The organism is Oceanicaulis sp. HTCC2633 (assembly GCF_000152745.1).
Classification (GTDB): Bacteria; Pseudomonadota; Alphaproteobacteria; order Caulobacterales; family Maricaulaceae; genus Oceanicaulis.
Genome location: NZ_CH672428.1, coordinates 2782685 through 2806545 on the forward strand (window position 1 = coordinate 2782685; position 23861 = coordinate 2806545).

23 protein-coding genes and 1 other RNA gene are annotated in these 23861 nt (G+C 65.0%); 6 read left to right on the forward strand and 18 right to left on the reverse strand.

The genetic code is table 11. From position 1 onward, the window contains the following. Nucleotides 1-48 precede the first annotated feature (48 nt). Nucleotides 49-147: signal recognition particle sRNA small type (gene ffs / locus OA2633_RS15920), an RNA gene on the reverse strand. A 230-nt stretch (nucleotides 148-377) separates the two neighbouring features. On the opposite strand from ffs, the gene OA2633_RS15575 reads away from it, so the two are divergent. Further along, nucleotides 378-1103 (forward strand): LuxR family transcriptional regulator, encoded by a 726-nt coding sequence (locus OA2633_RS15575; RefSeq protein WP_009803040.1) that lies wholly within the window; start codon nucleotides 378-380, stop codon nucleotides 1101-1103. A 166-nt stretch (nucleotides 1104-1269) separates the two neighbouring features. Beyond that, a complete protein-coding gene (locus tag OA2633_RS13070) occupies nucleotides 1270-1596 on the forward strand; it encodes a hypothetical protein (protein WP_009803041.1) in 327 nt (108 codons plus the stop codon). Here the strand turns inward: OA2633_RS13070 and OA2633_RS13075 are convergent. The 3 genes from OA2633_RS13075 to OA2633_RS13085 form a co-directional block, all read right to left on the reverse strand. Beyond that, nucleotides 1593-1808: a hypothetical protein gene (locus OA2633_RS13075; RefSeq protein ID WP_009803042.1), complete on the reverse strand. Its 216-nt coding sequence runs from the start codon at nucleotides 1806-1808 to the stop codon at nucleotides 1593-1595. The genes OA2633_RS13070 and OA2633_RS13075 overlap by 4 nt on opposite strands. A 239-nt stretch (nucleotides 1809-2047) precedes the next feature. Further along, the gene (locus OA2633_RS13080; RefSeq protein WP_009803043.1) at nucleotides 2048-2566 is read right to left on the reverse strand and encodes a porin family protein; all 519 of its coding nucleotides are present in this window, start codon (nucleotides 2564-2566) and stop codon (nucleotides 2048-2050) included. Between the two features lie 237 nt (nucleotides 2567-2803). Next, complete coding sequence (locus OA2633_RS13085) at nucleotides 2804-3364, reverse strand: carboxymuconolactone decarboxylase family protein (protein WP_009803044.1); 561 nt, start codon at nucleotides 3362-3364, stop codon at nucleotides 2804-2806. A gap of 189 nt (nucleotides 3365-3553) precedes the next feature. Between OA2633_RS13085 and nudC the strand changes: the two genes are divergently transcribed. Continuing rightward, complete coding sequence (nudC, locus tag OA2633_RS13090; protein WP_009803045.1) at nucleotides 3554-4426, forward strand: NAD(+) diphosphatase; 873 nt, start codon at nucleotides 3554-3556, stop codon at nucleotides 4424-4426. A 141-nt stretch (nucleotides 4427-4567) separates the two neighbouring features. Beyond that, entirely contained in the window at nucleotides 4568-5308 is a 741-nt protein-coding gene (locus OA2633_RS13095; RefSeq protein WP_009803046.1) for a cytochrome c family protein, read from the forward strand. 78 nt (nucleotides 5309-5386) lie between these two features. Here the strand turns inward: OA2633_RS13095 and OA2633_RS13100 are convergent, their stop codons facing one another. The 14 genes from OA2633_RS13100 to OA2633_RS13165 form a co-directional block, all read right to left on the reverse strand. Beyond that, complete coding sequence (locus tag OA2633_RS13100; protein ID WP_009803047.1) at nucleotides 5387-5842, reverse strand: hypothetical protein; 456 nt, start codon at nucleotides 5840-5842, stop codon at nucleotides 5387-5389. An 84-nt stretch (nucleotides 5843-5926) separates the two neighbouring features. After that, nucleotides 5927-6253: a hypothetical protein gene (locus tag OA2633_RS13105; protein WP_009803048.1), complete on the reverse strand. Its 327-nt coding sequence runs from the start codon at nucleotides 6251-6253 to the stop codon at nucleotides 5927-5929. Between the two features lie 68 nt (nucleotides 6254-6321). Next, nucleotides 6322-7125 (reverse strand): AAA family ATPase, encoded by an 804-nt coding sequence (locus tag OA2633_RS13110; RefSeq protein ID WP_009803049.1) that lies wholly within the window; start codon nucleotides 7123-7125, stop codon nucleotides 6322-6324. Then, nucleotides 7122-8105 (reverse strand): flagellar biosynthesis protein FlhF, encoded by a 984-nt coding sequence (locus tag OA2633_RS13115; RefSeq protein WP_009803050.1) that lies wholly within the window; start codon nucleotides 8103-8105, stop codon nucleotides 7122-7124. The genes OA2633_RS13110 and OA2633_RS13115 overlap by 4 nt, the downstream gene beginning before the upstream one ends. Before the next feature lie 23 nt (nucleotides 8106-8128). Then, nucleotides 8129-10243, reverse strand: coding sequence for a flagellar biosynthesis protein FlhA (gene flhA, locus OA2633_RS13120; protein WP_009803051.1), 2115 nt, complete (start codon nucleotides 10241-10243; stop codon nucleotides 8129-8131). 145 nt (nucleotides 10244-10388) lie between these two features. Continuing rightward, entirely contained in the window at nucleotides 10389-11753 is a 1365-nt protein-coding gene (locus OA2633_RS13125) for a sigma-54-dependent Fis family transcriptional regulator (RefSeq protein WP_009803052.1), read from the reverse strand. A 31-nt stretch (nucleotides 11754-11784) separates the two neighbouring features. After that, a complete protein-coding gene (gene fliN / locus OA2633_RS13130; RefSeq protein WP_040613687.1) occupies nucleotides 11785-12090 on the reverse strand; it encodes a flagellar motor switch protein FliN in 306 nt (101 codons plus the stop codon). Between the two features lie 84 nt (nucleotides 12091-12174). Beyond that, nucleotides 12175-12843, reverse strand: coding sequence for a FliH/SctL family protein (locus OA2633_RS15580; RefSeq protein ID WP_009803054.1), 669 nt, complete (start codon nucleotides 12841-12843; stop codon nucleotides 12175-12177). Between the two features lie 15 nt (nucleotides 12844-12858). After that, nucleotides 12859-13845, reverse strand: coding sequence for a flagellar motor switch protein FliG (gene fliG / locus OA2633_RS13140; protein WP_371262346.1), 987 nt, complete (start codon nucleotides 13843-13845; stop codon nucleotides 12859-12861). A 53-nt stretch (nucleotides 13846-13898) separates the two neighbouring features. Further along, nucleotides 13899-15554, reverse strand: a complete 1656-nt coding sequence (gene fliF, locus OA2633_RS13145) for a flagellar basal-body MS-ring/collar protein FliF (protein ID WP_009803056.1) — start codon at nucleotides 15552-15554, stop codon at nucleotides 13899-13901. Between the two features lie 179 nt (nucleotides 15555-15733). After that, nucleotides 15734-16006: a DUF1153 domain-containing protein gene (locus OA2633_RS13150; protein WP_009803057.1), complete on the reverse strand. Its 273-nt coding sequence runs from the start codon at nucleotides 16004-16006 to the stop codon at nucleotides 15734-15736. Between the two features lie 181 nt (nucleotides 16007-16187). Next, nucleotides 16188-17585: a flagellar hook protein FlgE gene (locus OA2633_RS13155; RefSeq protein ID WP_009803058.1), complete on the reverse strand. Its 1398-nt coding sequence runs from the start codon at nucleotides 17583-17585 to the stop codon at nucleotides 16188-16190. 102 nt (nucleotides 17586-17687) lie between these two features. Then, complete coding sequence (locus OA2633_RS13160; RefSeq protein ID WP_009803059.1) at nucleotides 17688-18416, reverse strand: flagellar hook assembly protein FlgD; 729 nt, start codon at nucleotides 18414-18416, stop codon at nucleotides 17688-17690. Nucleotides 18417-18432: 16 nt separating this feature from the next. Continuing rightward, nucleotides 18433-20340 (reverse strand): flagellar hook-length control protein FliK, encoded by a 1908-nt coding sequence (locus OA2633_RS13165; RefSeq protein WP_009803060.1) that lies wholly within the window; start codon nucleotides 20338-20340, stop codon nucleotides 18433-18435. Nucleotides 20341-20788: 448 nt separating this feature from the next. Here OA2633_RS13165 and flgK point away from each other — a divergent pair, with 448 nt between their 5' ends. Both flgK and OA2633_RS13175 read left to right on the forward strand, forming a co-directional pair. Next, nucleotides 20789-22915 carry a flagellar hook-associated protein FlgK gene (gene flgK, locus OA2633_RS13170; RefSeq protein ID WP_009803061.1) on the forward strand — a complete coding sequence of 709 codons (2127 nt, stop codon included), beginning with the start codon at nucleotides 20789-20791 and terminating at the stop codon, nucleotides 22913-22915. Between the two features lie 19 nt (nucleotides 22916-22934). After that, nucleotides 22935-23846 carry a flagellin gene (locus OA2633_RS13175; protein ID WP_009803062.1) on the forward strand — a complete coding sequence of 304 codons (912 nt, stop codon included), beginning with the start codon at nucleotides 22935-22937 and terminating at the stop codon, nucleotides 23844-23846. Nucleotides 23847-23861: the final 15 nt, after the last annotated feature.

Sequence of the window (23861 nt, forward strand, 5' to 3'; positions counted from 1 at the left end):
GCGCGCCCTTGATCGGGGTGCTGCGGGAGATGAACTGACGCGGAAGACGGCGGAAGACCGGACGGCGACCCGAACCGAAACTCGTTACGGCTGCTTCCTTCCGGACCTGACCGGGTTGGCGAGGGGCTCGTCCGCCGCCGGCCTTCCTTCGGCTAATATCGCGATTGAGGGGCTGAAACGCAAGGCGGGCCCGCAGGTGTCCACAGTTCTGTGAACCGGGGCGGTGGAGCGCCATTGAGCGCCCTCCCTCTGACAGGGTGAGCCCGATCAGGATTCAAGGGAAGCGAATTAACCAACTGAATTTATTGAAGCGGGTCCGCTTTCGCTTGCCAATTCGCTGGAGCGGTGTTCCACTTTTCCCAGAAACGGGGAAAGAGATGGCCGAGACGCTCCTTAGCTTTCTGGAGCAGAGCGCTGACTCAGACAGCAATGAAGCCTTGTGTCATGCGTTCAAGGCCTTCGTTGAGACGTTTGGCGTTGAAGCCTTCGGCTATCAGGTGCTGCCCAGCCCGTTTGATGCAGCCGACACCTCCTTTGACTTCGAATACAATACTTTCCCCGAAGCCATGCAGGATGTCTATTTCGAGGAGCGTTTGTATGACCACGATCCGGTGACCAGTAGGGCCGCCACGGCCTTGCAGCCGCAATTCTGGTTCGATGTGGAACAGACCACGCCGGGAACCCGGTTCAGCCAGCGCCTGTTTGAACTGCTTCGCCAGTCCGGGTTCGTGGACGGTTTCACCATTCCGGTGTTCGGCCCGTACGGCCTTGCAGCTTTTGTCGCGTGCGGGCGGTTCTCCGGGGCGTTCAACCTCACAGCCATCCAGCTGCGGATGCTGCAGCTGGGGTGCCAGGAGCTTTATAGCCGGACGATCATGCTGCGTGATTACGATGCTCCGGCGCCGCCGCACCTCTCCGAACGCGAGGTTGAGATCCTGCAATGGCTCGCCCGTGGCAAAAGTAACGCAGTCATCGCTGCGATACTGGGTGTTTCGCCTCACACTGTGGATACGATCATGCGGCGCGCCTTTGTGAAGCTGAATGCCTCCAACCGGATCGCGGCCGTGCTGAAAGCGCTAAGGGTCGGATTGATAACGTTTTAGTTGCAGCGTTTCAGAGGCGTTCTCGTCAGCAAGGCGACAATAAGGAAAAATAAGGCAGCCTTGCCCTTGTTTGTCCCTGAATTACGCGACGTGACCCCTATTCAATTTTAACTATACCCCGCGCTTCGGTGTTTGAACGCCGTTCAACCCCAGACGGAGTGTGTGTGTGAACGACTCTGAATTCATAGAATTTGTCTTCGAGCAGCTCAAACAGATGAAAACCGAGGGTGAAAACCCCGACCTTGTCCATTTGCTGCCGGCCGTCAGCGCGCAGAAAGCGGATGACTGGTCCGGAATCGCCCTCAAGCTGGCGATCTGGCGCTGGGCGCGTATCCGCGCCAATGGCGACGCCGAGCGGGAGATGAGCCTGTCTGACCGGCTGATCTATTCCGCCTTTCGCGACGCCGTGAAGCTGAGCGGCCGTGACGGTCTCGCGGCCAACGCCGATTTTGAGAACGACTTCTACGCCGAGCTGATCAGCTCGGCCGCCTAGACGGTTTCGCCGGCCGCGCTGCGCTCAAGCGCATCACGCAGGAAGGCGGCGTGCTGATCGAGCACTGCGATCAGCCCGACATCGCCGCCTGTCGCCACCAGACGATCAATCCAGATCTCTATGACCCGCGCCTGACTGTCGAGCCAGTCGGTGACGGACGGGGCGCACGCCTCTGTCCTTGAGGCGGGAAATTCTACGACGGCGCAGGTCATGGCGACTCTCCTTATTGCGAACAATTCGCATTTTCAGAAAGAGGCGCCGATTTGTCCAGCCCCCCTGAGGGGGTGAGGGCGCCATGCCGCACCCGCAGCCCGTCGCCAGGAAGAAAGACCCGTGCGCGGGTTTGAAGAGGGTGAAGAGGTGCGCTCGTATCCGGGCGTCTGACTCTGGGCGCAAACAAAACGGGCGCGGCCATGGCCGCGCCCGTTTCTCATGCCGATATGGCGATCGCCTAGAAGCGACGCACATAGTTGATGGAGAAGGCGTCTGCGTCGCCGTCGCCATCATATTCGTAACGGGTGTAGTCCAGACGCACCGCGTTCGGGCCGGACACGGTCCATTCCAGACCGCCGCCGAAGGCGAAGGCGTCCGAGCTGTCGTCCAGGTTCACGGTTGCGACAGAGGCGTCGAACTCGTGATAGGCATAGCCCAGACGGCCGTAGACGGAGACTTGCTCGGCCAGCGGATATTGCGCCTTGGCGTAGATGCCCAGGCCATAGTCGAGGCCGACTTCCGCCGGCACGCCGGCGACGGAGAGGTCTTCGTCTTCCAGGCCGACCAGAAGCTCGCCTTCAAGGCCGAAATACGGGGTGAAGTCATAGCCGCCGCGGACGTTGATGACGTCCAGTTCGACGTCAGAGGCGTCGAAATAGGTGTAGCCGGCGCCGATATTCCATTTGGACTCTTGCGCGGAAGCGCCGCCAGCGATCAGCAGGGCGGCGGCGGTGGAGAGGAGGATCGTCTTTTGCATGGTTTTTGTCTTTCTGTGACGCTTGAGGGTTCTGGTTCGAGCCCCAGCCCGCGCTGAGAGTTGTGCCCGGAGATCAGGGTTCGCAAGCCTGCTTGTGCTGCGAAAAATGTCAGTAAAAACGCAGTGTTGCAGTTCTGCGACGCATTGTGGCCAAGCCGTGGCGAAGGGTGTCCGGGCCATGGCGAAACGCCGTCGGAATTCCGTCATGGCCCGGGGTCGTTAACCTGTCGGCAAGGATCAGGCGGCGGCCGGTTTCGCCCAGGTCTGGGCCTGGAAAGGCGCATCGACCGGGGTTTCGGCAATGTGGTTGGCGTAGTTCGAGATCGTCTTCAGCGCGGTGGCGGTGATGACGTCGAAGATGTTCGCCTTGGTATAGCCGGCGTCCAGGAAGGCCTTGATCTCGGCGTCGCTGGCATAGCCGCGCTCGCGCACCAGGGTGCGGGTGAAGCGGGCCAGGGCTTCCTGCCGGGCGTCGGGCAGCGGCGCGCCATTGCGCAGGGCGGTCAGGGTCGCGGCGTCAACGCCCGCGCCGCCAGCCAGCGTGGAGTGCGCGGCCATGCAGTAATGACAGGTGTTCTCATAGGACACGGACAGAAGCACGATCTGACGCTCGGCCGGGGAGAGGCTTGTCTTGTCCACAATGCCGGCAAGGGTCAGATAGGCTTCAGCCGCCGCCGGGCTTTCAGAGAGCGTGCCCAGAAGGTTCGGCACAAAGCCGAAGGCGCTCTTGGCGGTCGCCAGCACCGGACGCGCCGCTTCCGGGGCGTTGGTTTCGTCGTAGAGATTAAAATCGGTCATGGAAGGCTCCATCCTTGGGGGGCGGCGCAGCGAATTGCGACGCCGGTCAATGCGACGACCCGCAAATGGGGGAGGGAGCGGAAGCTGAAAAGAGACTGATTGATCAACAGGTTTTCACACGATAGCGAGCGAGGCGTGAGGTCGTTTCTCTCTGGCGTCCGCCCCCCGATGCGCGCTAGAACGCGGGACATGAAACTGACGTTCACCGACGCCGCGCTCGATCACGCGGGATTGCTCCGGTCTGATCCGGACTGGATCGAAAGCCAGCTTGCGGACCGCAAGGCGCAGGCTGTCCTGTTTGCAGGCGGGGATCTGGCCATGGATGAGCAGGGCGCGCCCCTGATCATGCGCGCCAAATACGCTGCGCGCCTGCCGCTCAAATCGCCGGGGCTTATATTCCTGGGCCTGCTGGATGGCGCGCCCTGGTTCGCCGGCGCGGTGGAAAAGGGCGTGGCCGAGAAAGGCCCCGACTTCCGACAATCGGCCATTCACGCCCCGCCAGAGCTCGCCAGCACGTTCGGGCGCGCCCGCTCGCTCCTGATGTGGCATCGCGAGCATGCCTTCTGCTCCAATTGCGGCGAGAAGACTGTGGGCGCGGATGCCGGGTCCAAGCGGATCTGTCCATCCTGTCAGACCGAGCACTTCCCGCGGGTCAATCCCAGCGTGATCATGCTGGTGCATGCAGGCGACAAATGCGTGCTCGGCCGCCAGCCCAACTGGCCGGAAGGCATGTACTCCACGCTCGCGGGCTTCATGGAGCCTGGCGAAACCGTGGACGCGGCCTGCGCCCGTGAAGTGGCCGAGGAAGTCCACCTCAAGGTGACCTCGGTGGAGTATGTCACGACCCAGCCCTGGCCGTTTCCCTCCCAGCTGATGATCGGTCTGATGGCCGAAGTCGAACCGGGCGAGGTCGTGCCCGATGATGATCTGGAGGATGCGCGCTGGTTCACGCGCGACGAGGTGCGCATGCTTTTCAACAGCGAGATCGCCCGGATGATGCCATCGCACTTCTCAATCGCGCGTATGCTGATAGAAAGATGGCTCGCTGCCGGTTCGGACTGAGACCTGCGACGCCCTGTCGCGCTTGTCAGATTGAACTGGGCAATACCTTTCGAAGCGGTGTGAACTGGTTGCCTCTTTCGCCGGAGCGTGCCAAACACCGCCACACTCCGTTTGTATCAGTAGGGATCGGTGAGGACGCTCATGGGCTCTCTTTTCTTCAATAAGCTGGCTGCCGCTCTCCTGGCGATCGCTCTGGTGGTCCTGGGGCTGACCACTCTTGGTGACAGCTTGTTCCATGTCGAACAGCCCGAGGAATATGGCTACCCGGTTGACCTGGCCGCGCTGGAGAACACCGGCGCCGCCGAGGAAGAGGAAGAAGGACCGGTTGATTTCGGTCTTCTGCTCGCCAGCGCCGATGTGAGCGCCGGTGAGCGCGTCGCGCGTCGCTGCGCCAGCTGCCACACATTTGATTCCGGCATGGCTGATGGCACCGGCCCCCACCTTTATGGTGTCCTGGGTCGCGCCGTGGCCGCCGTGGACGGCTTTAACTATTCCGGCGCCATGCAGGAATATGCGACGACCACGTCGGACTGGCACTATGAGAACCTCTACAACTTCCTGGAAAATCCGCGCCGCTATATCCCGGGCACGGCGATGAGCTTCGCCGGCCTGCGCGACCAGGAAGACCGCATCAATCTGATCGCCTACATTCATGAGCAAGGCAGCTCTGACATGCCGTTCCCCGAACCGCTGGCGACCCCGGCTGAAGAGGCGGATATGGCTGAGGGCGACATGACCGAAGCAGCGGACGCTGAAGCCGCTCCGATGGAGGGCGAGGCTGCAATGGCTGAAGAGGGCGCTGAGCCTGCTGCGGCCACCGATGAGACGGCGCCGACCGAGACCCAGCCTGAAGAGGGTCATGGCGAGGGCGAAGGCCACTAGGCCTTGGCTTTCAATCGCTGACATCAAAAGGGCGCGTCCATCCGGACGCGCCCTTTTTCTTTTGCTCGCAAGCTGGGATCAGCCCTGATCGCCGAAGAAGGCTTCAAACAGCGGCGCGGCCTCTTCGGCATAGTAGAGCGCTTCGGGAACATCGCGCCGCACCGCAGCCCGCGCATTGAAAAAGGCGCTAAAATTGTCCGTTCTGACCGAGGGCGCGCCATGGTCCTGGATGAGATCCGCTTCCAGCGCATCCAGCTCGTCGGGCTCCAGCAAGATCCAGACATGGGTCAGTCGGTCGTCCGCGAACACGAATTCCGCCCGGCGCGGCGCATTCCTGAAGACATAGCCGTCGCAATCGATCTGGACATGGCTCGTCTGAGCGAGCGGAAGCTCGGACGGGTCCAGTTCGCGACGGGTCTGTGATGCGCACAGCTGATCAAGCGCTGGCGCATTGGCGGTTTCGCCACCCCCCATCTGAATATCAGCGGAGAGCGGGTAGAGCAGGGCGAGGGCGGTCAGTGCAGTGTGAAGCATGCGGAGATCCTGTCAGGCGCAGCGCCCTGGCGGCGCCGCTTTCAGATCAGGATGCAGGCTGGCCGTGCTTCAGATGCAGACGGGCTAGCCGCCATAGCGTTTCTTGATCCCGAACAGGATGGCGATGGTCCCGAAATAGAGGAAGGGGCGCAGCATGGCGGACAGGGCGTGCATGTCCATGCGGGCAAAGGCCAGGTCCATGGCGAAATTGGCCGGCATGTCGCCCGCGCTCATGAATTCCAGAGTGAAGCGCAGCAGCACGTCCACGGCGTAGGCGATCAGGGCGGCGGCGGTCAGCTGTCCCCAGCGGCGCATGGCCAGCGCCGCCACGATTCCCGCCATCAGGATGAAGGACAGATCAAAGAATGTGAAACCCGCCCATAACAGGCTCCAGGCGTCATTGCCCGCCATGCGCACCCCCCGTGTTCCGGCCTCTTGTCGAGGTCCTATCGTCTCGCGCCCCCCAGGGCCCGGCCAGTCTACTTGACCGGAACGCCATGCTCCAGAGCCCTGACGAGCTTGCCGATGTCAGAGGCGGCGTCACAGGCGGGATAGCGTTTCTCCAGCATGACCTGGGCGCGAATCGCCTGGGGCACATGCGGGTCGCGCCGCACAATGCCGGCCAGCGGCGGACGGAAGCCCAGAAAGCTCTCACAGGTCTTGGCGAAGCCCGCATACGCGGCCTGCGCGGAGGCGTGATCGGGCGCATTGTTGACCACCACGAACGGGCTGGCGCCCTCGTCACGCATGCGCAGGGTCTTCACGAAGGCGTAGGCGTCAGTCAGCGAGGTCGGTTCATCATTGAGCACGACGATCACGTCATCGGCTGCGGCGGCGAGGCGAATGGTGGAGCGCTCGGCTCCGGCGGCCAGGTCGATCAGGGTGCGGTCATAGGCCATGGAGGCGGCGGTGACGCCCGCCGCCAGCCGGTTGACGTTCTCAAGATCCAGCCCGGCGAGGGCGGCGGAGCCTGACGGTCCGGCGATCAGGTCGAAACTGTCCTCGCCCGCTGAATTCACCGCTTCGGCAAGGCTGAGATCGCCCGCCACGACCGAAGCGAGATCGCTGACTGCGCTGACGCCCAGCTGGACGTCCACATTGGCCATCCCCAGATCGGCGTCCACCAGCAGCGTGCGCTGGCCCCGCCTGGAAAAGGCATGAGCCATGGCGATGGCGAGCGTGGTCTTGCCCACCCCGCCCTTGCCGGACGCAATGGCCAACAGCGGCCCGGCGCGACGGGGCGCGCTCAGGGCCATGCCGGCGTCTGTAGCGAAATTCGTCATGCCGGGAGCTCCTCTCCGGGGTCTTCCAGTAGCAGTCTGGACAGGCGTAGCGCGGTGGCGGGCGCGAGACCGTCGCCGATATAGGGGGAGGCGGAAATCTGCGCATAGGCGAGCCCCGCCTCGCCGAACGCCAGAAGCGCGCCCAGGCGTCGCGCGATATCAAGCTTGGTGGCGATGACGCGGCCGGCGCCGATCGAGCTGAACAAAGCCGCCGCATCTTCGGCGTCGCCCGGCGTCATGCCGGCGTCCAGCACCGCAACGATTTCCCCGTCAGACGCATCCGCCAGGGCGGCGAGATCATCGAGCTGATCAAGATCAAACGGATTGAGTCCGGCCACATCGATCAGCACCGGGCCGGCCGGCAGGCCTTCCAGCACGGAGCGCAGCTCTCTGGGCCCTGTGACGCACTCCAGCGGCAGGTCCAGCGCATCGGCATAGGCGGTCATCTGCTCGGCCGCGCCGGCCCGGGAGTCCGCGCTGACCAGGACCGGGGCATGGCCCTGGGCGACGGCGCGCGCGGCCAGCTTGGCGATGGCGGAGGACTTGCCGGAACCTGGCGGTCCCGCCAGCAGCACAGGGCGACCGGGATCGGGTTCGAGCGGATGCACGCCATAGCGCTGGTCGAGCGCCCGGGCGAGCGTGGCGGTGGCTTCACCGTCCTCCAGCGCCATCGCGCTGTCCATCAGGGCCTCCGAGGCGCGTTCGGGCGGCAGGTGCCAGCCGAGCGCGCGCGCAATCCGGGTCAGGCCTTCATCCGCCTCGCCGCGCGCCGTGATGCGCGCCTTTTCCCGCTTGGCCAGCGCCGCTTCCGGGGTTTCAGCCCTGGGCTGCACGGCGCCGCGCTCGGCCGCCGCGCGCACCTGCACCCCGCCTTCGGGGGAATCGGTCGTGGAGATGATCACCGCATCAGGCCCCAGCTCACGGCGCACTTGCGCCATGACGGTGCTGAGGCTGTCTCCGGTGTAGGTGCGCAGGCGCATCGCGCCATCTCTCCTCTACAGGTCTAGACCTGCCCGACGGTCTTGAGCCGGGCGCTGGGGTGAATTTCGTTCTGGCTCATGACCACGGTTTGCGGGCGGAAGCGTTCGGTCAGCGAGCGCACATAGGGGCGCACATGCGGGCTGGTCAGCAGCACCGGGACATCTCCGCTCATCCCCGCCCGGTCAAAGGCGGCGCGCACAACCTCGACAAACTCGCGCAGCTTGCTGGGCGCGAGCGCCAGCTGGCGACGTTCGCCATCCCCGATCAGGGCTTCGGCGAAGGCCTGCTCCCATTGCGGGCTCAGCGACAGGACCGGCAGATTGCCGTCCGGGCCGCGATTGGCGTAGCAGATCTGACGCGCCAGACGCGTGCGCACATGCTCGGTCATGGCGTCGAGATTGTTGGTCGCGCCGGACGCCTCGGCAATGCCCTCGATGATGGCGGCGAGGTCGCGGATCGAGACGCGCTCCTTGAGCAGGTTCTGCAGAACGCGCTGGATGCCGGCGCGGGTGATCTGGCCCGGGGTGATCTCGTCCACCAGCTTGCGATGCTGGGGCGACAGGGCGTCGAGCAGCTTCTCGGTTTCCGAATAGCTCAGAAGCTCGGCCATGTTGTCGCGCAGGATTTCGGTCAGATGCGTGACCAGCACGGCCGCCGGGTCCACCAGCGTATAGCCGCGGAAGGTGGCTTCCTCGCGATTGCTCTCATCAATCCAGGTGGCGGGCAGGCCGAAGGCCGGCTCCTTGACGTGGGTTCCGGGCAGTTCGACCTGGGCGCCGGACGGGTTCATGGCGAGGATCTGGTTGATCTTCAGCTCGCCGACGCCGGCCTCCATCTCCTTCACGCGCAGCACGTATTGCTCGCCGGGCATCTGCATGTTGTCGACGATGCGAACGCTCGGCAGCACGAAGCCGCTGTCCTGGGCGAGATTGCGGCGCAGCGCCTTGATCTGATCGGTCAGGCGGCGCCCCTCCACATCGTTGATGAGCGGCAGGAGCGCGTAGCCCAGCTCGATCTTCAGCTCGTCGATATGCAGGGTGTCCTCGATCGGCGCATCCGTCGGATCGGGTCCCTGGGCCGCGGCCTCTTCCTCGGCCAGGGCTTCGCGCGCTTCGGTCTCCACGGCTTTCTCGCGTCGCTGGGCGCTGGTCCAGGCAAGGGCGCCGGCCCCGGCCGCCATCAGGCCGAACGGGATCAGCGGCATGCCGGGCAGCAGGCCGATGGCCAGCGAGGTGCCCGCCACCATGCCCATGGCGGCGGGGTTGGCCGAAAGCTGGCCGAACACGGCTTCTTCCGCTGCACCGTCCACCCCCGCCTTGGAGACGAGAAGGCCGGCGGCCAGCGACACGATCAGCGCCGGGATCTGGGAGACCAGACCGTCGCCGATGGTCAGCGTCGAGAAGGTGTTCGCCGCCGAGCCGAAATCCATGCCCGACTGGGCGACGCCGATGATCATGCCGCCAATGAGGTTGATGGAGGTGATCAGGATGCCCGCCATGGCGTCGCCGCGCACGAACTTGCTGGCGCCGTCCATGGCCCCGAAGAAGTTCGATTGCTCTTCAAGCTCCTTGCGGCGCTTGCGGGCTTCATCCTCGTTGATCAGGCCCGAGGACAGGTCGGCGTCAATCGCCATCTGCTTGCCGGGCATGGCGTCCAGGGTGAAGCGGGCGGCGACTTCCGCGATCCGGCCCGAACCCTTGGTGATGACGACGAAGTTCACGATCACCAGGATGATGAACACGATGATCCCGATGACGAAATTGCCCTGCATCACGAAACTGCCGAAGGCTTCGATGATGTCGCCCGCCGCCGCCGTGCCGCTTTGCCCTTCAGACAGGATCAGGCGGGTGGAGGCCACGTTCAGCCCCAGCCGGAGCATGGTCGCCACCAGCAGGATGGCCGGGAAGGCGGTGAATTCGAGCGGGGACTTGATGAACAGCGCCGTCATCAGGATGAGCACGGAAAAGCTCACCGACACCGCCAGCATCACGTCCAGAAGCGCCTTGGGCAAAGGCAGGATCAGCATGACCAGAAGGCCCAGAACCCCCAGACCCATTGCGATATCGCCCCGCGCCAGCCGCCGGGCGATCTGGGCGAAGTCAATCCCGCTTGGGGTGGAGGCGTTGGCGTCAGCCATGGAAAAGGCCCGTTCTGGTAAGGTTAACGGGCCTGGCGCTTCTGCGCCTCGCCCTGGGTTTGAGTGCCCGGATTCTCATCCCCTCAAAAGCGTTTCGAGAGGGCCCGTCCGTCAGTCAGGAAGGCTGAGCGGGCGGGGCTGATGATCATCCGGCGAACCGGGACTCGCCCGGACCGGGGATATCCTCCCCCTGTTCGCCATAAAGCTTGAGCTTGTTGCGCAGCGTGCGGATCGAAATCCCCAGAATGTTCGCGGCGTGCGTGCGATTGCCGAGGCAATGGTCCAGCGTGTCGAGGATGAGATCCTTCTCCACTTCAGCCACGGTCTTGCCCACGAGGTTGATCGCTTCATCCGCCGCCTGGGCGGCCTGGCGCGCCATGGCGGCGCCCGCCGAGCTCGCCGGCAGGGGCGAGCCGTCCGGCAGGCGGATCGCTTCAGGCTCGATCTTGTCGCCGCTCGCCAGCAGCACGGCGCGGTGCATGGCGTTCTCGAGTTCGCGCACATTGCCTTTCCAGGCGCGCGCGACGACCTGGGCCTTCGAGGCCTCGGACAGGGGCCGGTAATCGACGCCATTGGCCTTGGCGTATTTCTTCAGGAAGTGATCAGCCAGCGCCAGCGTGTCCTCGGGGCGGTCCCGCAGCGGCGGAATGGCGAGATTCACGACATTGAGGCGGAACAGGAGGTCCTCGCGGAACGTCCCGTCCTTCACCGCCTCGCGCAGATCGCGGTTGGAGGTGGCGAGCACGCGGATATTCACCTTCACGGGCTTGGAGCCGCCCACGCGGTCGATCTCGCGTTCCTGCAGGGCGCGCAGCAGCTTGGCCTGCAGGCGAACATCCATCTCGCTGATCTCGTCGAGCAGCAAGGTGCCGCCATCGGCCTCCTCGAACTTGCCGATCCGGCGGGCGAGCGCGCCGGTGAAGGCGCCTTTCTCATGGCCGAACAGTTCGGATTCCAGGAGGTTTTCGGGGATCGCGGCGCAGTTAACCGAGACGAAGGCTTTCGAGGCGCGCTTGGACTTCTTGTGCACATAGCGCGCCATGACTTCCTTACCGACCCCGCTTTCGCCCGTGATCAGGACGGAGGCGTCGGACGGGCCGATCTGTTCGGCCAGACGCACCACATCGAGCATGGCCGGGTCGCGCGCGATCAGGGTGCGGTCATCGTCGGAGACGGCTTCCAGCACGGCCGCGATCAGCTCGGGCTCGGGCGGCAGGTGGATGAATTCCTTCGCGCCGGCCTTGATGGCGCCGGCGGCGGCTTCCGGGCGCACATTCACGCCGCAGGCGATGACCGGAACGATGATCCGCTCGGCCTCGTTGGCGGCGATCAGGCTGCCCACATCCAGATTGACGTCCACCATCAGAAGGTCGGCGCCCTTGCCGGCCCGCAAATAGGCGGTCGCTTGCGCGATGGTGTCCACATGAGCGACCTTCGCCCCGCGGTCCATGGCGATTTTCGTGGCGGCGGACAACTGGCCGCCCAGGCTTCCAACGATCAGAACGCGCATCGTTCGTTTCCTTTCCTATGGGCGGCCGGGGTCAGCCGGTGTCCCCGTCCTTGATGATTTCAGTCATGGTCACGCCCAGCCGGTCGTCCACGACGACGACCTCGCCGCGGGCGACCAGGCGAGAGTTCACATAGATGTCGATGGCTTCGCCGACCTTGCGGTCCAGCTCGAGCACAGAGCCCGAGGTCAGGCGCAGCAGCGAGTTCACATCCACATGGGCCTTGCCCAGGACCGCAGAGATGTTGACCGGCACGTCGAAGACGGGCGCCAGGTCCACCGCGGTGCGAACCTCTTCGTCAATCAGCGCCTGAGCGGCGCCATTGGCGGGCTCGCCCATGGGCTCGGGATCGGGGTTCACGCCTTGCGGGCCGTCAGACAGATCGGGCAGGTTCAGATCGTCGTCACTCATGGCTTAGCTCCTTCAGGCCGAGGCTTGACCGCCCATGGCGGCCTGATCGGGGGTGATGTCCGCATCGCCCTCGCGGGGCTGGGCCAGCCAGTTCTTCACGGCTTGCTCGATGCGGGATTCAATATCGGCGGTGGTGCGCTCGATGGCGCCGGAGCGCCATTCCAGCACGCAATCGGTGCGCGGCACGTCCGCGTCGGCGCGCACGATCAGCGCGCCCTCAAGTCCATGCTGGGCGGCTTCCCCTTCAAGGATTTCCGCCAGCGCGTCGGACATGGACGGGTTCACCCGGACGGCGACGCGCGGTTCGCTGCGCAGATCGGCCAGGGCTTCGGTGATGCAGTCCTTCAGCGTTTCCTCGCCATATTGCTCCAGCGCCGCGCCCGCGATGATGCGGGCGGACGCCAGCGCCAGGCGGGCGGCGTCCTGACGCATGGCTTCGGATTCCGCCTGCAGGCGGCCCAGCAGTCCGGCGACCTGATGCACCACCTGGCCGGCGGCTTCGGCGGCGGCTTCCTGGGCCTCGATCTCGGCGACCTGACGGGCGGCTTCGGCGGCCTGTTCGGCCACCATCTGCATCTCGTCTTCGGTATAGACGCGCTTGAACGTGTCGCCTTCACGCAGAATGCGGCCGTCCGGTGCGAACTCCCGGTCAAAGTCGAATTTTCTGAAGCCGTCGGTCACTGAGTTTCGGCCTTCCTAGTAGATCAGCTCGTCTTCCCCGCCGCCTTCCGACAGCAGGATTTCGCCCTTGGCGGCGAGGTCCTTGGCCTGGTTGACCATGGCCTGTTGCGCGCCATCGACGTCTTTCAGGCGCACCGGGCCCATGGACGCCATGTCCTCGCGCAGGATCTTCGCCGCCCGCTCGGACATGTTGGAGAAGAACAGGTCGCGCAGCGTGTCGGACGCGCCCTTGAGCGCCAGGCCCAGCTGGTCCTTGGGCACGCCGCGCAGAAGGGTCTGCACGCCTTGCGGGTCCAGCTTGCCCAGGTCCTCGAACACGAACATGAGCGAGCGGATCTTCTCCGCGGAATCGCGATTGCGCTCCTCGAGCGAGGCGAGGAAGCGGTTCTCGGTCTGGCGATCGAAATTGTTGAAGATGTCCGCCATCAGCTCGTGGCTGTCCTGCTTGGAGGTGCGCGCCAGATTGCTCATGAATTCCGAGCGCAGCGTCTCCTCGATCTTCTCCACGATCTCGCGCTGGACCGGCTCCATGCGCAGCATCCGGGTCACCACTTCCATGGCGAAATCCTCGGGCAGGGCGGCCAGAACGCGCGCGGCGTGGTCGGGGCGCACCTTGGAGAGCACCACGGACACGGTCTGCGGGTATTCGTTCTTGAGATAGTTCGCCAGAACCACCTCGTTCACATTGGCGAGCTTGTCCCACATGGTCCGGCCGGCGGGACCGCGCAGCTCTTCCATGATCTGGTCGACCTTGTCCTCGGGCAGGAAGGAGGACAGCAGACGCTGCGCCTGATCGACCGAGCCCACGATGGAGCCGGTCGAGGACATGGAGCCGACAAACTCCATGATCAGCTTCTCGACGGCGCCGGAGGTCACATTCCCGAGATTGACCATGGCCTGGGAGACGACGCGGATTTCCTCGTCATCCATCATTTCCCACAGCTGGCGCTGCTCGTCGCCGAGCGCCAGCAGGATGACAGCGGCCTTTTCCGCGCCCGTCATGCTGGACGGGTCGTCGATTTTCCGGCCGCGAGGGGCGGGCGCTTCAGCCATGATCAACCCTCCCCGTCATGCATCCAGGTGCGCAGGATGCTCATGGATTCATCAGGGTGCTGCTCGACCAGGGCGGCCACCTTGCGCACAGAGGACTTCTTCACCTGACCCTCGATCTGCGCGACGTCGATATGGTCATCAGAGGGGTCGCCTTCGGGCAGCATCACCGTGCCGTCCGAATTGCCCAGCAGGGCCTGGACATTGTCCGGCAGGGCCTTGCCGCCGCCGCTTCCCGCGCCCGCCAGGGCCGGGCGCGCTGCGCTGACATTGCCCACAGCGCCCTGAACGAGCGGACGAGCGACCAGGAGGATGACCAGCAGCGCGGTCACGAACAGCACGGCGATCTCGGCGATGCGCATGAAATCAAGACGGGCGAGGCTGAAGCCTTCCGGCGCCGGCGTGCCCAGGGTGAGGTCCGGGCGATTGAAGCGCATGGAGGTGACCTGCAGGATCTGGTCGCCATCGGTCAGGGTGGTGTCGGTCGGAAAGCCGACAGCCGCCGCGACGAGATTGCGGATCTGGGTCAGCTCGGCCTCGCTGCGCGGCTCGAAGCTCAGGGTGCCGTCCTCGCCCACGACCGCCACTTCATCCACGACCACAGACACGGCGAGGCGCTCCAGATCACCCGCCTGGATGATGGAGACCGTCTCTTCCTGGGTGTTCTGGTAATTGCGTTCGGTCGTCGAGCTCTCGCTGGTGGCCAGCAGCGGCGTTTCCCCATTCGCGCCGGCCTCGGCGTCGGGCGTGTTCTCACTGACCGAGACGCCGCCGGAATTGACTGGCTCGCTGCGACGCTCCTCGATGGCGCGGCGGCTCACCTCGACCTGACCGTCCGGATCATATTCCAGGCGCGTGCGGGTCTGGCTCTCGCGGTTGATCTCTGCAGTGACGGCGACGCGCACGCCGCCCGAGCCCACAATGCCCTCCACGAGATCGCGGATCTTCTGTTGCAGATCGCGTTCGATCGCGTTCTGGCGGTCATCCAGCATGGCGCCCAGCACATCGCCCTCGGCGTCGCTGGGGGCGGCCAGGAGGCGCCCCTGATCGTCGGCAAGCGTGATGCGGTTGGCCTGCAGGCCCGGCACGGCGGTGGCGACCAGATTGCGGATGGTGTTGATCTGCGCGCTCGGAAGCTCGCCGCGCACGCTGATCACGACCGAAGCGGAGGGTTCCTGCTGCTCGCGCGAGAACAGGCGGCGTTCAGGCAGCACCAGGTGAACGCGGGCGGCGGACACGGTGTTCAGGGTGTTGATCGAGCGCGCCAGCTCACCTTCGAGCGCGCGCTTGGCGTTGACGTTCTGCACGAAGCTGGTGGTGCCGAGCGCATCGGTCTCGTCAAAGATCTCGTAGCCGACCGAGCCAAAGCTCAGCGCCCCGCCCGAGGCGACGCGCATCCGCGCCTCGTCGACCTGATCGGTGCTGACATAGACCGCCGATCCGCCCTCCTGCAGTTCGTAGGAGATGCCGGCCTGGTCCAGCCTCTGGCTCACGGCGGCGGCGTCCGCCGGGCCGAGGCCGGAGAACAGCAGCGCCTGGCCATTGGAGTTCATGCTCATGGTGAAAAACACCAGAGCGGCGGCCGCACCGGCCGTCAGGCCGAGTATGGCGGCCAGTCGACCGACTCCGAATCGGGAAAGCTGTTCCAGTATCGCGTTCACGCTGGGCCCTTGCTGATTTCCGAATCAGGAAAACGCCGCTCCCTGCAGCGGCTAGGCAAGTTTTTCCCACTATCCGCGTAAACGAGGTCTTAACGCGTTGAATCAAAAAACACGATCAGCGCGGCGAGTCGCAACTCGCCGCGCTGAACGCGGGCCTGAAAGAGAGGGGGGCGAACCGCCTACTGGCGGTATTGCTGAATGCGCGTGGTGCGCAGTCCGGCAAGGCCATGCCGGTCGATAGAGCGCTGCCAGGAGAGAAACTCCTCCACGGTCAGCCGGTAGCGGTCACAGGCTTCATCCAGGCTCAGCAGACCGCCGCGCACGGCGGCGACGACTTCAGCCTTGCGGCGAATAACCCAACGCTTGGTGTCCGGGCTCGGCAAATCGGCCACGGTTAAGGGGCTGCCATCAGGACCGATGACATAGTTTTCCTTCTTCGCTCGACGTTCCATCCGACCCATCCTTTTAGGAAGACCCGTCTAACGCGGGTCCTTAATGAGACGGGTTATACGCGAGGCCTCTTAAGGTGAGCCTAAAGCGCAAGGTAAAAGTGCGGTAAATCAGTTGTTTAGAAAAAATTCACCCCGACGCCGAAGCGCCGGGGTGTCAGTCGGCCGGTGGGACGGCGTTGGGTTAGCGCTTCATCTGGATCGCCTCGGCGAGCATTTCGTCCGCCGTGGTGATGATCCGAGAGCTGGCCGAATAGGCCCGCTGGGTGATGATGAGGTTGGAGAATTCAGTCGCGATATCGACGTTGGAGTTCTCGACGGTTTTCGCCGCAATGGTGCCTGACGCGCCCGAACCGGGGGCGTTCAGGGTGAAGGCGCCGGAATCCTCGGTGATCTGGAAGCTCGCGCCGCCAACCGAAGCGAGACCGTTCGGGTTGAAGACGGTGGCGACCGGAAGCTGGTAGACGCGGCGGACCACGCCGTTGGTGAAGCGCGCGGACAGGAAGCCGTCATCACTCACTTCCACGCCCGCAAAGGCGCCGAAGATCGCGCCATCCACCACGGTGGAGTCCAGGTTGGAGGGCGAGTTGAACTGGGTGATGCCGCCCGGCGTGCCGGCGGTCCCGAGATCCAGCGAGATGGTCTGTGCGCCAACGCCGGTCGACGCCGCCCAGCGGACTGCGCCTGCACCCACGGCGCCGGCGGCGTCTGATGCTTCGAACGGCAGCGAGGTGGGCAGGGTGGTCGGAGCGCCGGGCACGATCTCGCCATTGGTGTCGAAGGCGACAATGCCCGTGGCGATCTGACCGTCGATCAGAGGCGCGCCCGTGGTGACGTCAGAGGCCGGCTGGACGTGCAGCTCCACATGCCACTGGTTGGCGTTGGTGGCGTGCTTGAGGAAGGACATGGTCACGGACCTGACACCGCCCTGGGTGTCGTAGATCTGGATGGTGCGCTCGAAGTCCGGCGTCACCGTGCCCGACGCCATGTTGGTGCCGGATGCGGTCGGGTCATAGGTCGCCGCCGCGGCCGAAGGCGTCGTGCTGGCCTGCAGGTTGGCGTTGATGCGCACGCTGGAGGTGGCGTTTGCGGTGCCGCCGATATTGGACAGGTTCACCGCTTCCAGAGTGTCCACGTTGGACGGGTTCTGGTTGACCGTGCCGTCGGCCTGAACCGGCCAGGCATAAAGGTACATGCCGGCGTCATTGCGCAGATAGCCCGAGGAATCGGTCTGGAAGCCGCCTGAACGGGTGAACAGCACGGCGTCGGACGAGCCGCCCGCGGTCGGGCTGGGGCGCACGACGAAGAACCCGTCGCCGTCAATGGCCATGTCCGTGGCGCTGACGCCCGGGGTGAGAAGGCCCGACGAGTTGACGTCGAGGCGCGAATTCGAGCTGACGCCCGAAGAGGCGTAGCGGGTCTCGCCGCCGCCGCCGATCTTGTAGTTCGGCGTGAAGATCGTATCCACGCGCTTGTAGCCCACGGTATTGACGTTGGCGATGTTGTCCGAAATCGCCGCGAGCGCCGAAGAGTTGGCGATCAGGCCGGACGCGCCGGCGGCCATGGCTGAGTTGATACTCATGACTTGCTTCCCATCGTTTTAGCCAGGGCGTCCGCTCCTTCTGGCGGAGAGCCTCGATTTTGTTGCGGAGCGGTTCGGGCTCCGGTTTCCCCGTCTTCGGGGTTAAGCGGCAGCCTCGGACTCCTCGTCCGGAGAGCTGGTGTTGGAATTGGCGGGGGCGCTGCTCGCCTCGCGCACGCTGGTCACCAGAGAGGCAGGCAGCACAAGTTCGCCATTGGCGAAGCTGACCTGGGCCTGACCGCCGCTCATCTCCACGCCCGTGACCCGGTGTGAAACGCGGGTGGCGTAATCAATGGCGTTCTTGTCGGCATCCTTGGCGATGATCTCGATCTCGTAGACGCCTTCAGGCAGGGTGTTGCCAGCCTGATCCTTGCCGTCCCAGGTCACTGCATGGACGCCTTCGCCCGTCTCGCCATCCAGGCGACGGACTTGCGTGCCCTTCTCGTCGAAGATCAGGATCTCGACGCTGTCCGCTTCCTGAGACAGGCCGTATTCCCACGCCGCCTCACCATCCTGCAGGAGGTTGTAGCGGGTGTTCACAGTGGCTTCCTTGCCGATGAAGTCGAGCGCCTTGAGCTGGGCGTCGCTTTGCTGAAGCGCCAGCAGGGCCTCGAGGGATTCATTGGAGGCGATCTGTTGCTCGACCGAGGAGAACTGGACCAGTTGCTGGACGAACTGTTCGGATTCCAGCGGGTCGAGCGGATCCTGGTTTTTCAGCTGCTCGGTCAGCAGTGTCAGGAAGGTGTCGAAATTGTCCGCAAGGCCAGCGGTCGCAAGCTTTGACTGGCTTTGCGCTTGCTGGGTTTGGGCGGCTGCATTGACTTCGGTCATGATCTCGCTCTTCTGCTCAGGCGATCAGATTGACGCCGGCGCGCTGGCTCACGGCGAAGCCGTAGAGCGCGTCAGCAAGGGGGGCGGCGGGCAGGTCGGTCTCGACCTCCACGGTGAACCGGTTCCGGGCGGCGAATCCGTCCGGCGCGCTGTGCGCCTCGTCCTGGAAGCCGTTGAACGCGCCATTGTCCTCGCTCAGCGAGAAGGACAGGCCGTCCTCGCCCAGCTCGAGGCCGGCGTCGGCCAGCGCCTTTTCAAGGTCTTTCGAATTGCGTTGCAGTTCGGACAGGGTGTCGGCGCGCTCTGCGCTCAGGACGGCGGACACCTTGTTGTCCGGTCCCAGCTCGAGACGGACTTCAACCCGGCCCAGCTCCGGCGGATCCAGACGGATGTCGAAGACCCGCCCGCCATCATTGAATTTGCGCGCGATCTGCGCCGCCAGGGTGTGGGTGGTCGTCGGAGCGAAGCGGGAGGCGGCATGCGCCTGGGGATGGTGCGAGGGGCGAGCGGCCTCGATGCGCGGTTCGGCCCGCACCGTACTCATGTCGAGTTCCGCATCGACCGTGTCGGCAGGCGCGTCCATGGGCGCCTCTTCCGCTATCAGGCTCTCCTGAAGCAACCAGGCGAGGGGATCGGTCGGGGCGTTCGCCGGAGCGACAGGTTGCGGCGTCGGGCGCGCTGTCGGCGTAGCGGCGTCCGGGGCTGCAGATCTGTTGGCGCCGGAGTCGGGTGCGCCCTGGGGCGTCGGCGTCTTGGCGCCCGCATCGCTCTTGTCGGCATGCCGGGACTTGTTCTGCATGCCCGGCGCCCGGTCCGAGTCCGCGCTCTGGGCTTGCTGCTGGGCCTGTTTGAAGGCGGCCTGCACCGAGGCGGCGGCCTCGGCCGGATCCGCGACAGTTTCGGCGGACCGGCTCTGACCCTGGGTCGGCTCGGGCGCGTTCTTTCCGGCGGGGGCCGTCTCGGCGGACTTCGCTTGCGCCTTGTCCGCATCAGCGTTTGCTTGCGGCGCGGCGTCCTTGGATGCCGGTGAGCTATCGGGCGTGCTCCGGACCTGCTGACGCGAGTCGTCAGAGCGGACAGCCTCGGCGCGTGCGGTCTGCGCATCGCGCACGGCGCGCGCCGCGTCGGCTTCGGCGTCAGCCTCGCCATCAGCGGATGACGCGGATCGGGCGGCTGACGGCTCGACCGTGCCTTCGGGCTCCGGCTCTAGCTCCGGCTCGGGGGCAGGCTGGGTCTGTTGGGGGGCGGTCTGTTCGGTCCGGGCGCGCGCCTGCTCTCCGGCTGCGGGCTGCGCCCCATCAGCGGGCGACTGGCGCGGTGCGTCAGAGGACTTGGCGGCGCTGTCCGGTTTGACGGCGATGGTTTCGTCCGGGGCGGCGTCGTTCTGCGCAGCGGCGGCGGGCGTGATCGGCGCCGCGCTGTCTTGCGCGCCTGCACGTGCCTGCGATTGGGACAGCGACTGTGCGTCAGAGGTCTCGGGTCCGGCTTTGCCCGCTCCGGACGGCAGAACGGCCTGCGCACGCGCTTCAGCCCCGGTCTTTGCCTCGGCGTCCGCCGCTTTGGATGAGGTGGCGGCAGTCTCGGCCGTCGCCGCGGTTTCCTGGGCGTCGGTTACGGCCTGGGAAAAGACTTCGTTGAGGGCCAGAGCCGGGTTCGCGGTTTCCGGACCCTGAGGATCTGGAGTCTGGCTCTGCGCCTCGCGGGCGTCCTCCGGCTTGGTCGAAGCGCTTGCTTCGCGATTCTTGCCCTCACGCGCGCTTTCGGACTTGCGCTCGGCCTTGTCCGGACGGGAGGCTTTCTCGGCGCCGCTCTCACGGTTTCCGGGCAGCGCAAACGTCTGCGCATCCTCGCCCGACGCACGTTGAGCGCGCTTCGGGCTGGGGATTGTCGGCGCAGGGGCCGGAGGCAGACGGTCGAGCGGCATGAGCGTAAGGCTCCGCAAATCATCAAGCTGATGCGCCGCGTTTTGCTGCGTCGAGGGGGCGGGACCTTTTGTCCAGCCGAGGTCGATCCTGTCCTTCAAGGGGCGTGCCAATTATCGAAATCCAAAAAGTGCATATAAAACAATGAATAAACTTGTCATTAGGAATTGAATTCGGCGCCGATCGGCAGATTTTCCCCCGCTGGGCATGACGGAATTGCCGAGCGCTCGGGCCAGTATCCGGTTTGGCCCGTTGCTTGCGCTGTAGTGGGCAGCCAGTCGGCAAGCGCACATGGGCGCGAGTCCGCCAGGGCCAAGAAAAACCTTTAAAACAAAGGTGCTTATTGGGTTTCCGGGTCGGGTTCCAGGCGTCGCGTTCTTCAGGCTGGCTAGGAAAATTCTGCCGCCAAATGGGTAAAATCGCCCCGGCGGAGCGGTATTGGAGGCGCACATGGCGCTCAATTCTGTGATCGGCAACGCCCTGTCCGGACTCAGGGCCTCGCAGCTGGGTTTGCGCACGGCGTCCAACAATGTCGCTAACGTGAACACGCCAGGCTATGCGCGCACCGAGCTCGCCATCACCTCCCGCAATGTGGCGGGGCAGGGGATGGGCGTGGATGTGCGCGGGGTAGAACGCATCACCGATGAATACCTGCTCGCCGCGTCTGTGCGCGCCAATTCCGACTTCTCTGCGGCGACCGCGCGATACTCGGCGCTGGATCGCCTGCAGGCCCAGTTCGGCAGCACGTCTGACGAGAGCTCGATCTTCGGACGCCTGAACGCCGCTTTTGATTCCCTCAGCGCCGCCGCCGCCGACAGCGCCGAGACCGTGGCGCGTCTGAGCGCCGCCTCCGAACTGCAGACCTTCTTTGATGAGACCCAGCGCCTGTCGGTCGAGATGCGCACCCTGCGCAATGAAGCGGACACCCGGATCGGCTCAGGCATTGGCCGCATCAATGAAATCCTCAAGGAAATGCAGGACCTGAACCTGCAGGCGCAATCGCTGAACGCCAGTTCGGCCGACACCAGCGGCGCCGCCAACCGTCAGGTCGAGCTGCTGGACGAGCTGTCGAGCTATATCGATGTGCGCACCAACCGCCAGCCGGACGGACGCGTCTTCGTGTCCACAGCGGATGGCGTGGCGCTGCTGGACAACTCCCGGCTGCAGCTGGAGTACACCCCGGCCGGCACGGGCGCCTACGGTCTGGATTATGGCGAGATCACCGCCGTGGTCTCGGCGTCGGGCGCGCGCGTCGACCTGACCCAGAACATCACGTCGGGCGAGTTGCGCGGACTGATTGATCTGCGTGACAAGGATCTGCCGCAACTGGCGGCCGCCCTGGCCGAATACGCCGCCGGCGCGGCGGACGCGCTGAACGCGGCGCATAACGACGCCACCGCCTATCCGCCGCCCAACACGCTGACCGGCCGTGACACCAGCCTGGTAGGGGCGGATGTGCTGCAGGGTTCGGGCGCGGCCACGCTCGCCATCGTCAACAATGACGGCACGCTGGTCCAGCAGGTGGCGATCACCGTCACCGGGACCGGTTTCACCGTGGACGGCAACGCCGCCAACTCGATCACCGACCTCGTCAACGAAATCAACACCGCGCTGGGCGGCAATGGGACGGCCAGTTTCACCAATGGGCGATTGAGCATTGATGCGGCGAACGCCAATCACGGCGTCGCCCTGGCCCAGGACAGCGCCAACCCCTCTTCCATCGGGGGACGGGGCTTTGCGCATTATTTCGGCCTCAATGACATCGTGGATTCCGACCGTCCGGCCTTCTTCGAGACCGGTCTGACCGCAACCAGCGCCCATGGCCTGGCCGGCGGCGGGGTGATGAGCTTCAAGGTGCTCGGTCCCAATGGCGGACGCACCGCAGATATCGATGTCAGCGTGGCCGGCGCCACCATCCAGGATCAGCTGAACGCGTTGAACGCGGCGGGCACCGGGCTCGGCGCCTACGGCTCGTTCGGCATGGACGGCAATGGCGAGATCAGTTTCACGCCGAACGCCGGGTTCGAGCAGTATGAGGTCGTCGTCACCGGCGACACCAGCGTGCGGACCGGCACGGGCAAGTCCTTCACCACCATTTTCGGCATGTCGGACGGCGCCCGGATGAGCCGGGCGGAAGGGTTCGAGGTGCGCCCGGCGATCCGGTCGGATTCCACGCTGCTGTCGATGGCCAAGCTGGACGTGACGGGCGCGACGGTTCCGGGCGATCTGGTGGTGAGCGCCGGGGACAATCGTGGCGGCCAGGAGCTGGCGGCCGCGGGTCAGGCCAAGCGCACCTTTGATGACGCTGGCAACATGAAGGGCGGCATGTCCACCCTGATCGAATATGGCGCGCGGGTTGCGGGCAAGGTCGGCTCTGTCGCCGCGGCCGCCCAACGCGCCGAGACCGCTGCGGAATCCGTGAAGGAAGCCGCCGATATCAAGCGGTCTGACGTTGAGGGGGTGAGTCTTGATGAAGAACTCGCCCGCATGATCCAGTTCCAGCAATCCTACAACGCCGCGGCGCGCCTTCTGCAGGCCGCCCGGGAGATGTCGGATACGCTGATCAACATCGTTTAGGTCGGGAAGGGAGCTTAGAATGAGAATTTCCACCCAGGCCGCATCCCAGGCCGCCTTGAGCGATCTGATGCGCGCACAGCGTGAAGCCTATGATGCCCGCCAGCAGCTCGCCAGTGGCAAGAAGGCCCCGGATCTCAAAGGGTACGCCAACTCCGCCGAGACCATAATCGCCGCGAAGGCGGCCCAGAAACGCAGCGAGTCCTTCGTGGGCGCCAATGAGCGCGTGCTGAACCGGCTCGAGATCCAGGATCTCGCCTATCAGGAGCTCTCCACCGCCGCGACCGATCTGCGCACCGCGCTGACCACCAATGACGGCTCCTTCATGATGGACAAGGTGCAGGAGGTGTTCGACCGGGCGTCAGCCGCCCTGAACATGCGCTTCAACGGCTCCTTTGTGTTCGGCGGACGCCGGACGGACGCCGTGCCCTTCACCGCCGATACGATCGCCGATCTGCAGGCGGCGGTGCCGGACGTCTCGGCCACCTTCCAGAACGCCGCAGACCGCCAGACCACCAAGATCGAGGAAACCATCACCATCGACGTCAACGCCACCGCATCCGAGGTCGGCACGGAGTTGATGGCCTCGATCGAACGCATTGCTGACTTCAACGCCGGGCCGGACGGTCCGTTTGACGGTCAGATCACCGAGAACCAGCAGGCCTTCCTCGAAACCGAACTGGCCAACATCATTTCCGCCTTCGACACCATCAATGTGGCGATGGCGGAGAACGGCGCTCGCCAGAAACAGCTCGAAGGCTCGATCACCGGCCATGAAAAGCGCTCGGACTATCTCGAGATCATGGTGGCGGGAATCGAGGATGCGGACATGGCCGAAGCGGCCACCCGCTTCCAGCAGGCCCAGACCGCGGTCCAGGTGTCGGCGCAGACCTTTTCGCGTCTGAGCCAGATCAGCTTGCTGAATTATCTCTAGGCGTTGACGGCGCGG

Coding starts and splice junctions, on each gene's coding strand:
- flhA (WP_009803051.1), bottom strand. CDS start 10,243: ATGGCTGACGCCAACGCCTCCACCCCAAGCGGGATTGACTTCGCCCAG.
- OA2633_RS13075 (WP_009803042.1), bottom strand. CDS start 1,808: ATGACCTGCGCCGTCGTAGAATTTCCCGCCTCAAGGACAGAGGCGTGC.
- OA2633_RS13085 (WP_009803044.1), bottom strand. CDS start 3,364: ATGACCGATTTTAATCTCTACGACGAAACCAACGCCCCGGAAGCGGCG.
- OA2633_RS13165 (WP_009803060.1), bottom strand. CDS start 20,340: ATGCCGCTCGACCGTCTGCCTCCGGCCCCTGCGCCGACAATCCCCAGC.
- OA2633_RS13155 (WP_009803058.1), bottom strand. CDS start 17,585: ATGAGTATCAACTCAGCCATGGCCGCCGGCGCGTCCGGCCTGATCGCC.
- OA2633_RS13125 (WP_009803052.1), bottom strand. CDS start 11,753: ATGCGCGTTCTGATCGTTGGAAGCCTGGGCGGCCAGTTGTCCGCCGCC.
- OA2633_RS13175 (WP_009803062.1), top strand. CDS start 22,935: ATGAGAATTTCCACCCAGGCCGCATCCCAGGCCGCCTTGAGCGATCTG.
- fliN (WP_040613687.1), bottom strand. CDS start 12,090: ATGGGCGAGCCCGCCAATGGCGCCGCTCAGGCGCTGATTGACGAAGAG.
- nudC (WP_009803045.1), top strand. CDS start 3,554: ATGAAACTGACGTTCACCGACGCCGCGCTCGATCACGCGGGATTGCTC.
- OA2633_RS13100 (WP_009803047.1), bottom strand. CDS start 5,842: ATGCTTCACACTGCACTGACCGCCCTCGCCCTGCTCTACCCGCTCTCC.
- OA2633_RS13110 (WP_009803049.1), bottom strand. CDS start 7,125: ATGACGAATTTCGCTACAGACGCCGGCATGGCCCTGAGCGCGCCCCGT.
- OA2633_RS13080 (WP_009803043.1), bottom strand. CDS start 2,566: ATGCAAAAGACGATCCTCCTCTCCACCGCCGCCGCCCTGCTGATCGCT.
- OA2633_RS13150 (WP_009803057.1), bottom strand. CDS start 16,006: ATGGAACGTCGAGCGAAGAAGGAAAACTATGTCATCGGTCCTGATGGC.
- flgK (WP_009803061.1), top strand. CDS start 20,789: ATGGCGCTCAATTCTGTGATCGGCAACGCCCTGTCCGGACTCAGGGCC.
- OA2633_RS13105 (WP_009803048.1), bottom strand. CDS start 6,253: ATGGCGGGCAATGACGCCTGGAGCCTGTTATGGGCGGGTTTCACATTC.
- fliG (WP_371262346.1), bottom strand. CDS start 13,845: ATGACGGGCGCGGAAAAGGCCGCTGTCATCCTGCTGGCGCTCGGCGAC.
- OA2633_RS13160 (WP_009803059.1), bottom strand. CDS start 18,416: ATGACCGAAGTCAATGCAGCCGCCCAAACCCAGCAAGCGCAAAGCCAG.
- OA2633_RS15575 (WP_009803040.1), top strand. CDS start 378: ATGGCCGAGACGCTCCTTAGCTTTCTGGAGCAGAGCGCTGACTCAGAC.
- OA2633_RS13115 (WP_009803050.1), bottom strand. CDS start 8,105: ATGCGCCTGCGCACCTACACCGGAGACAGCCTCAGCACCGTCATGGCG.
- OA2633_RS13095 (WP_009803046.1), top strand. CDS start 4,568: ATGGGCTCTCTTTTCTTCAATAAGCTGGCTGCCGCTCTCCTGGCGATC.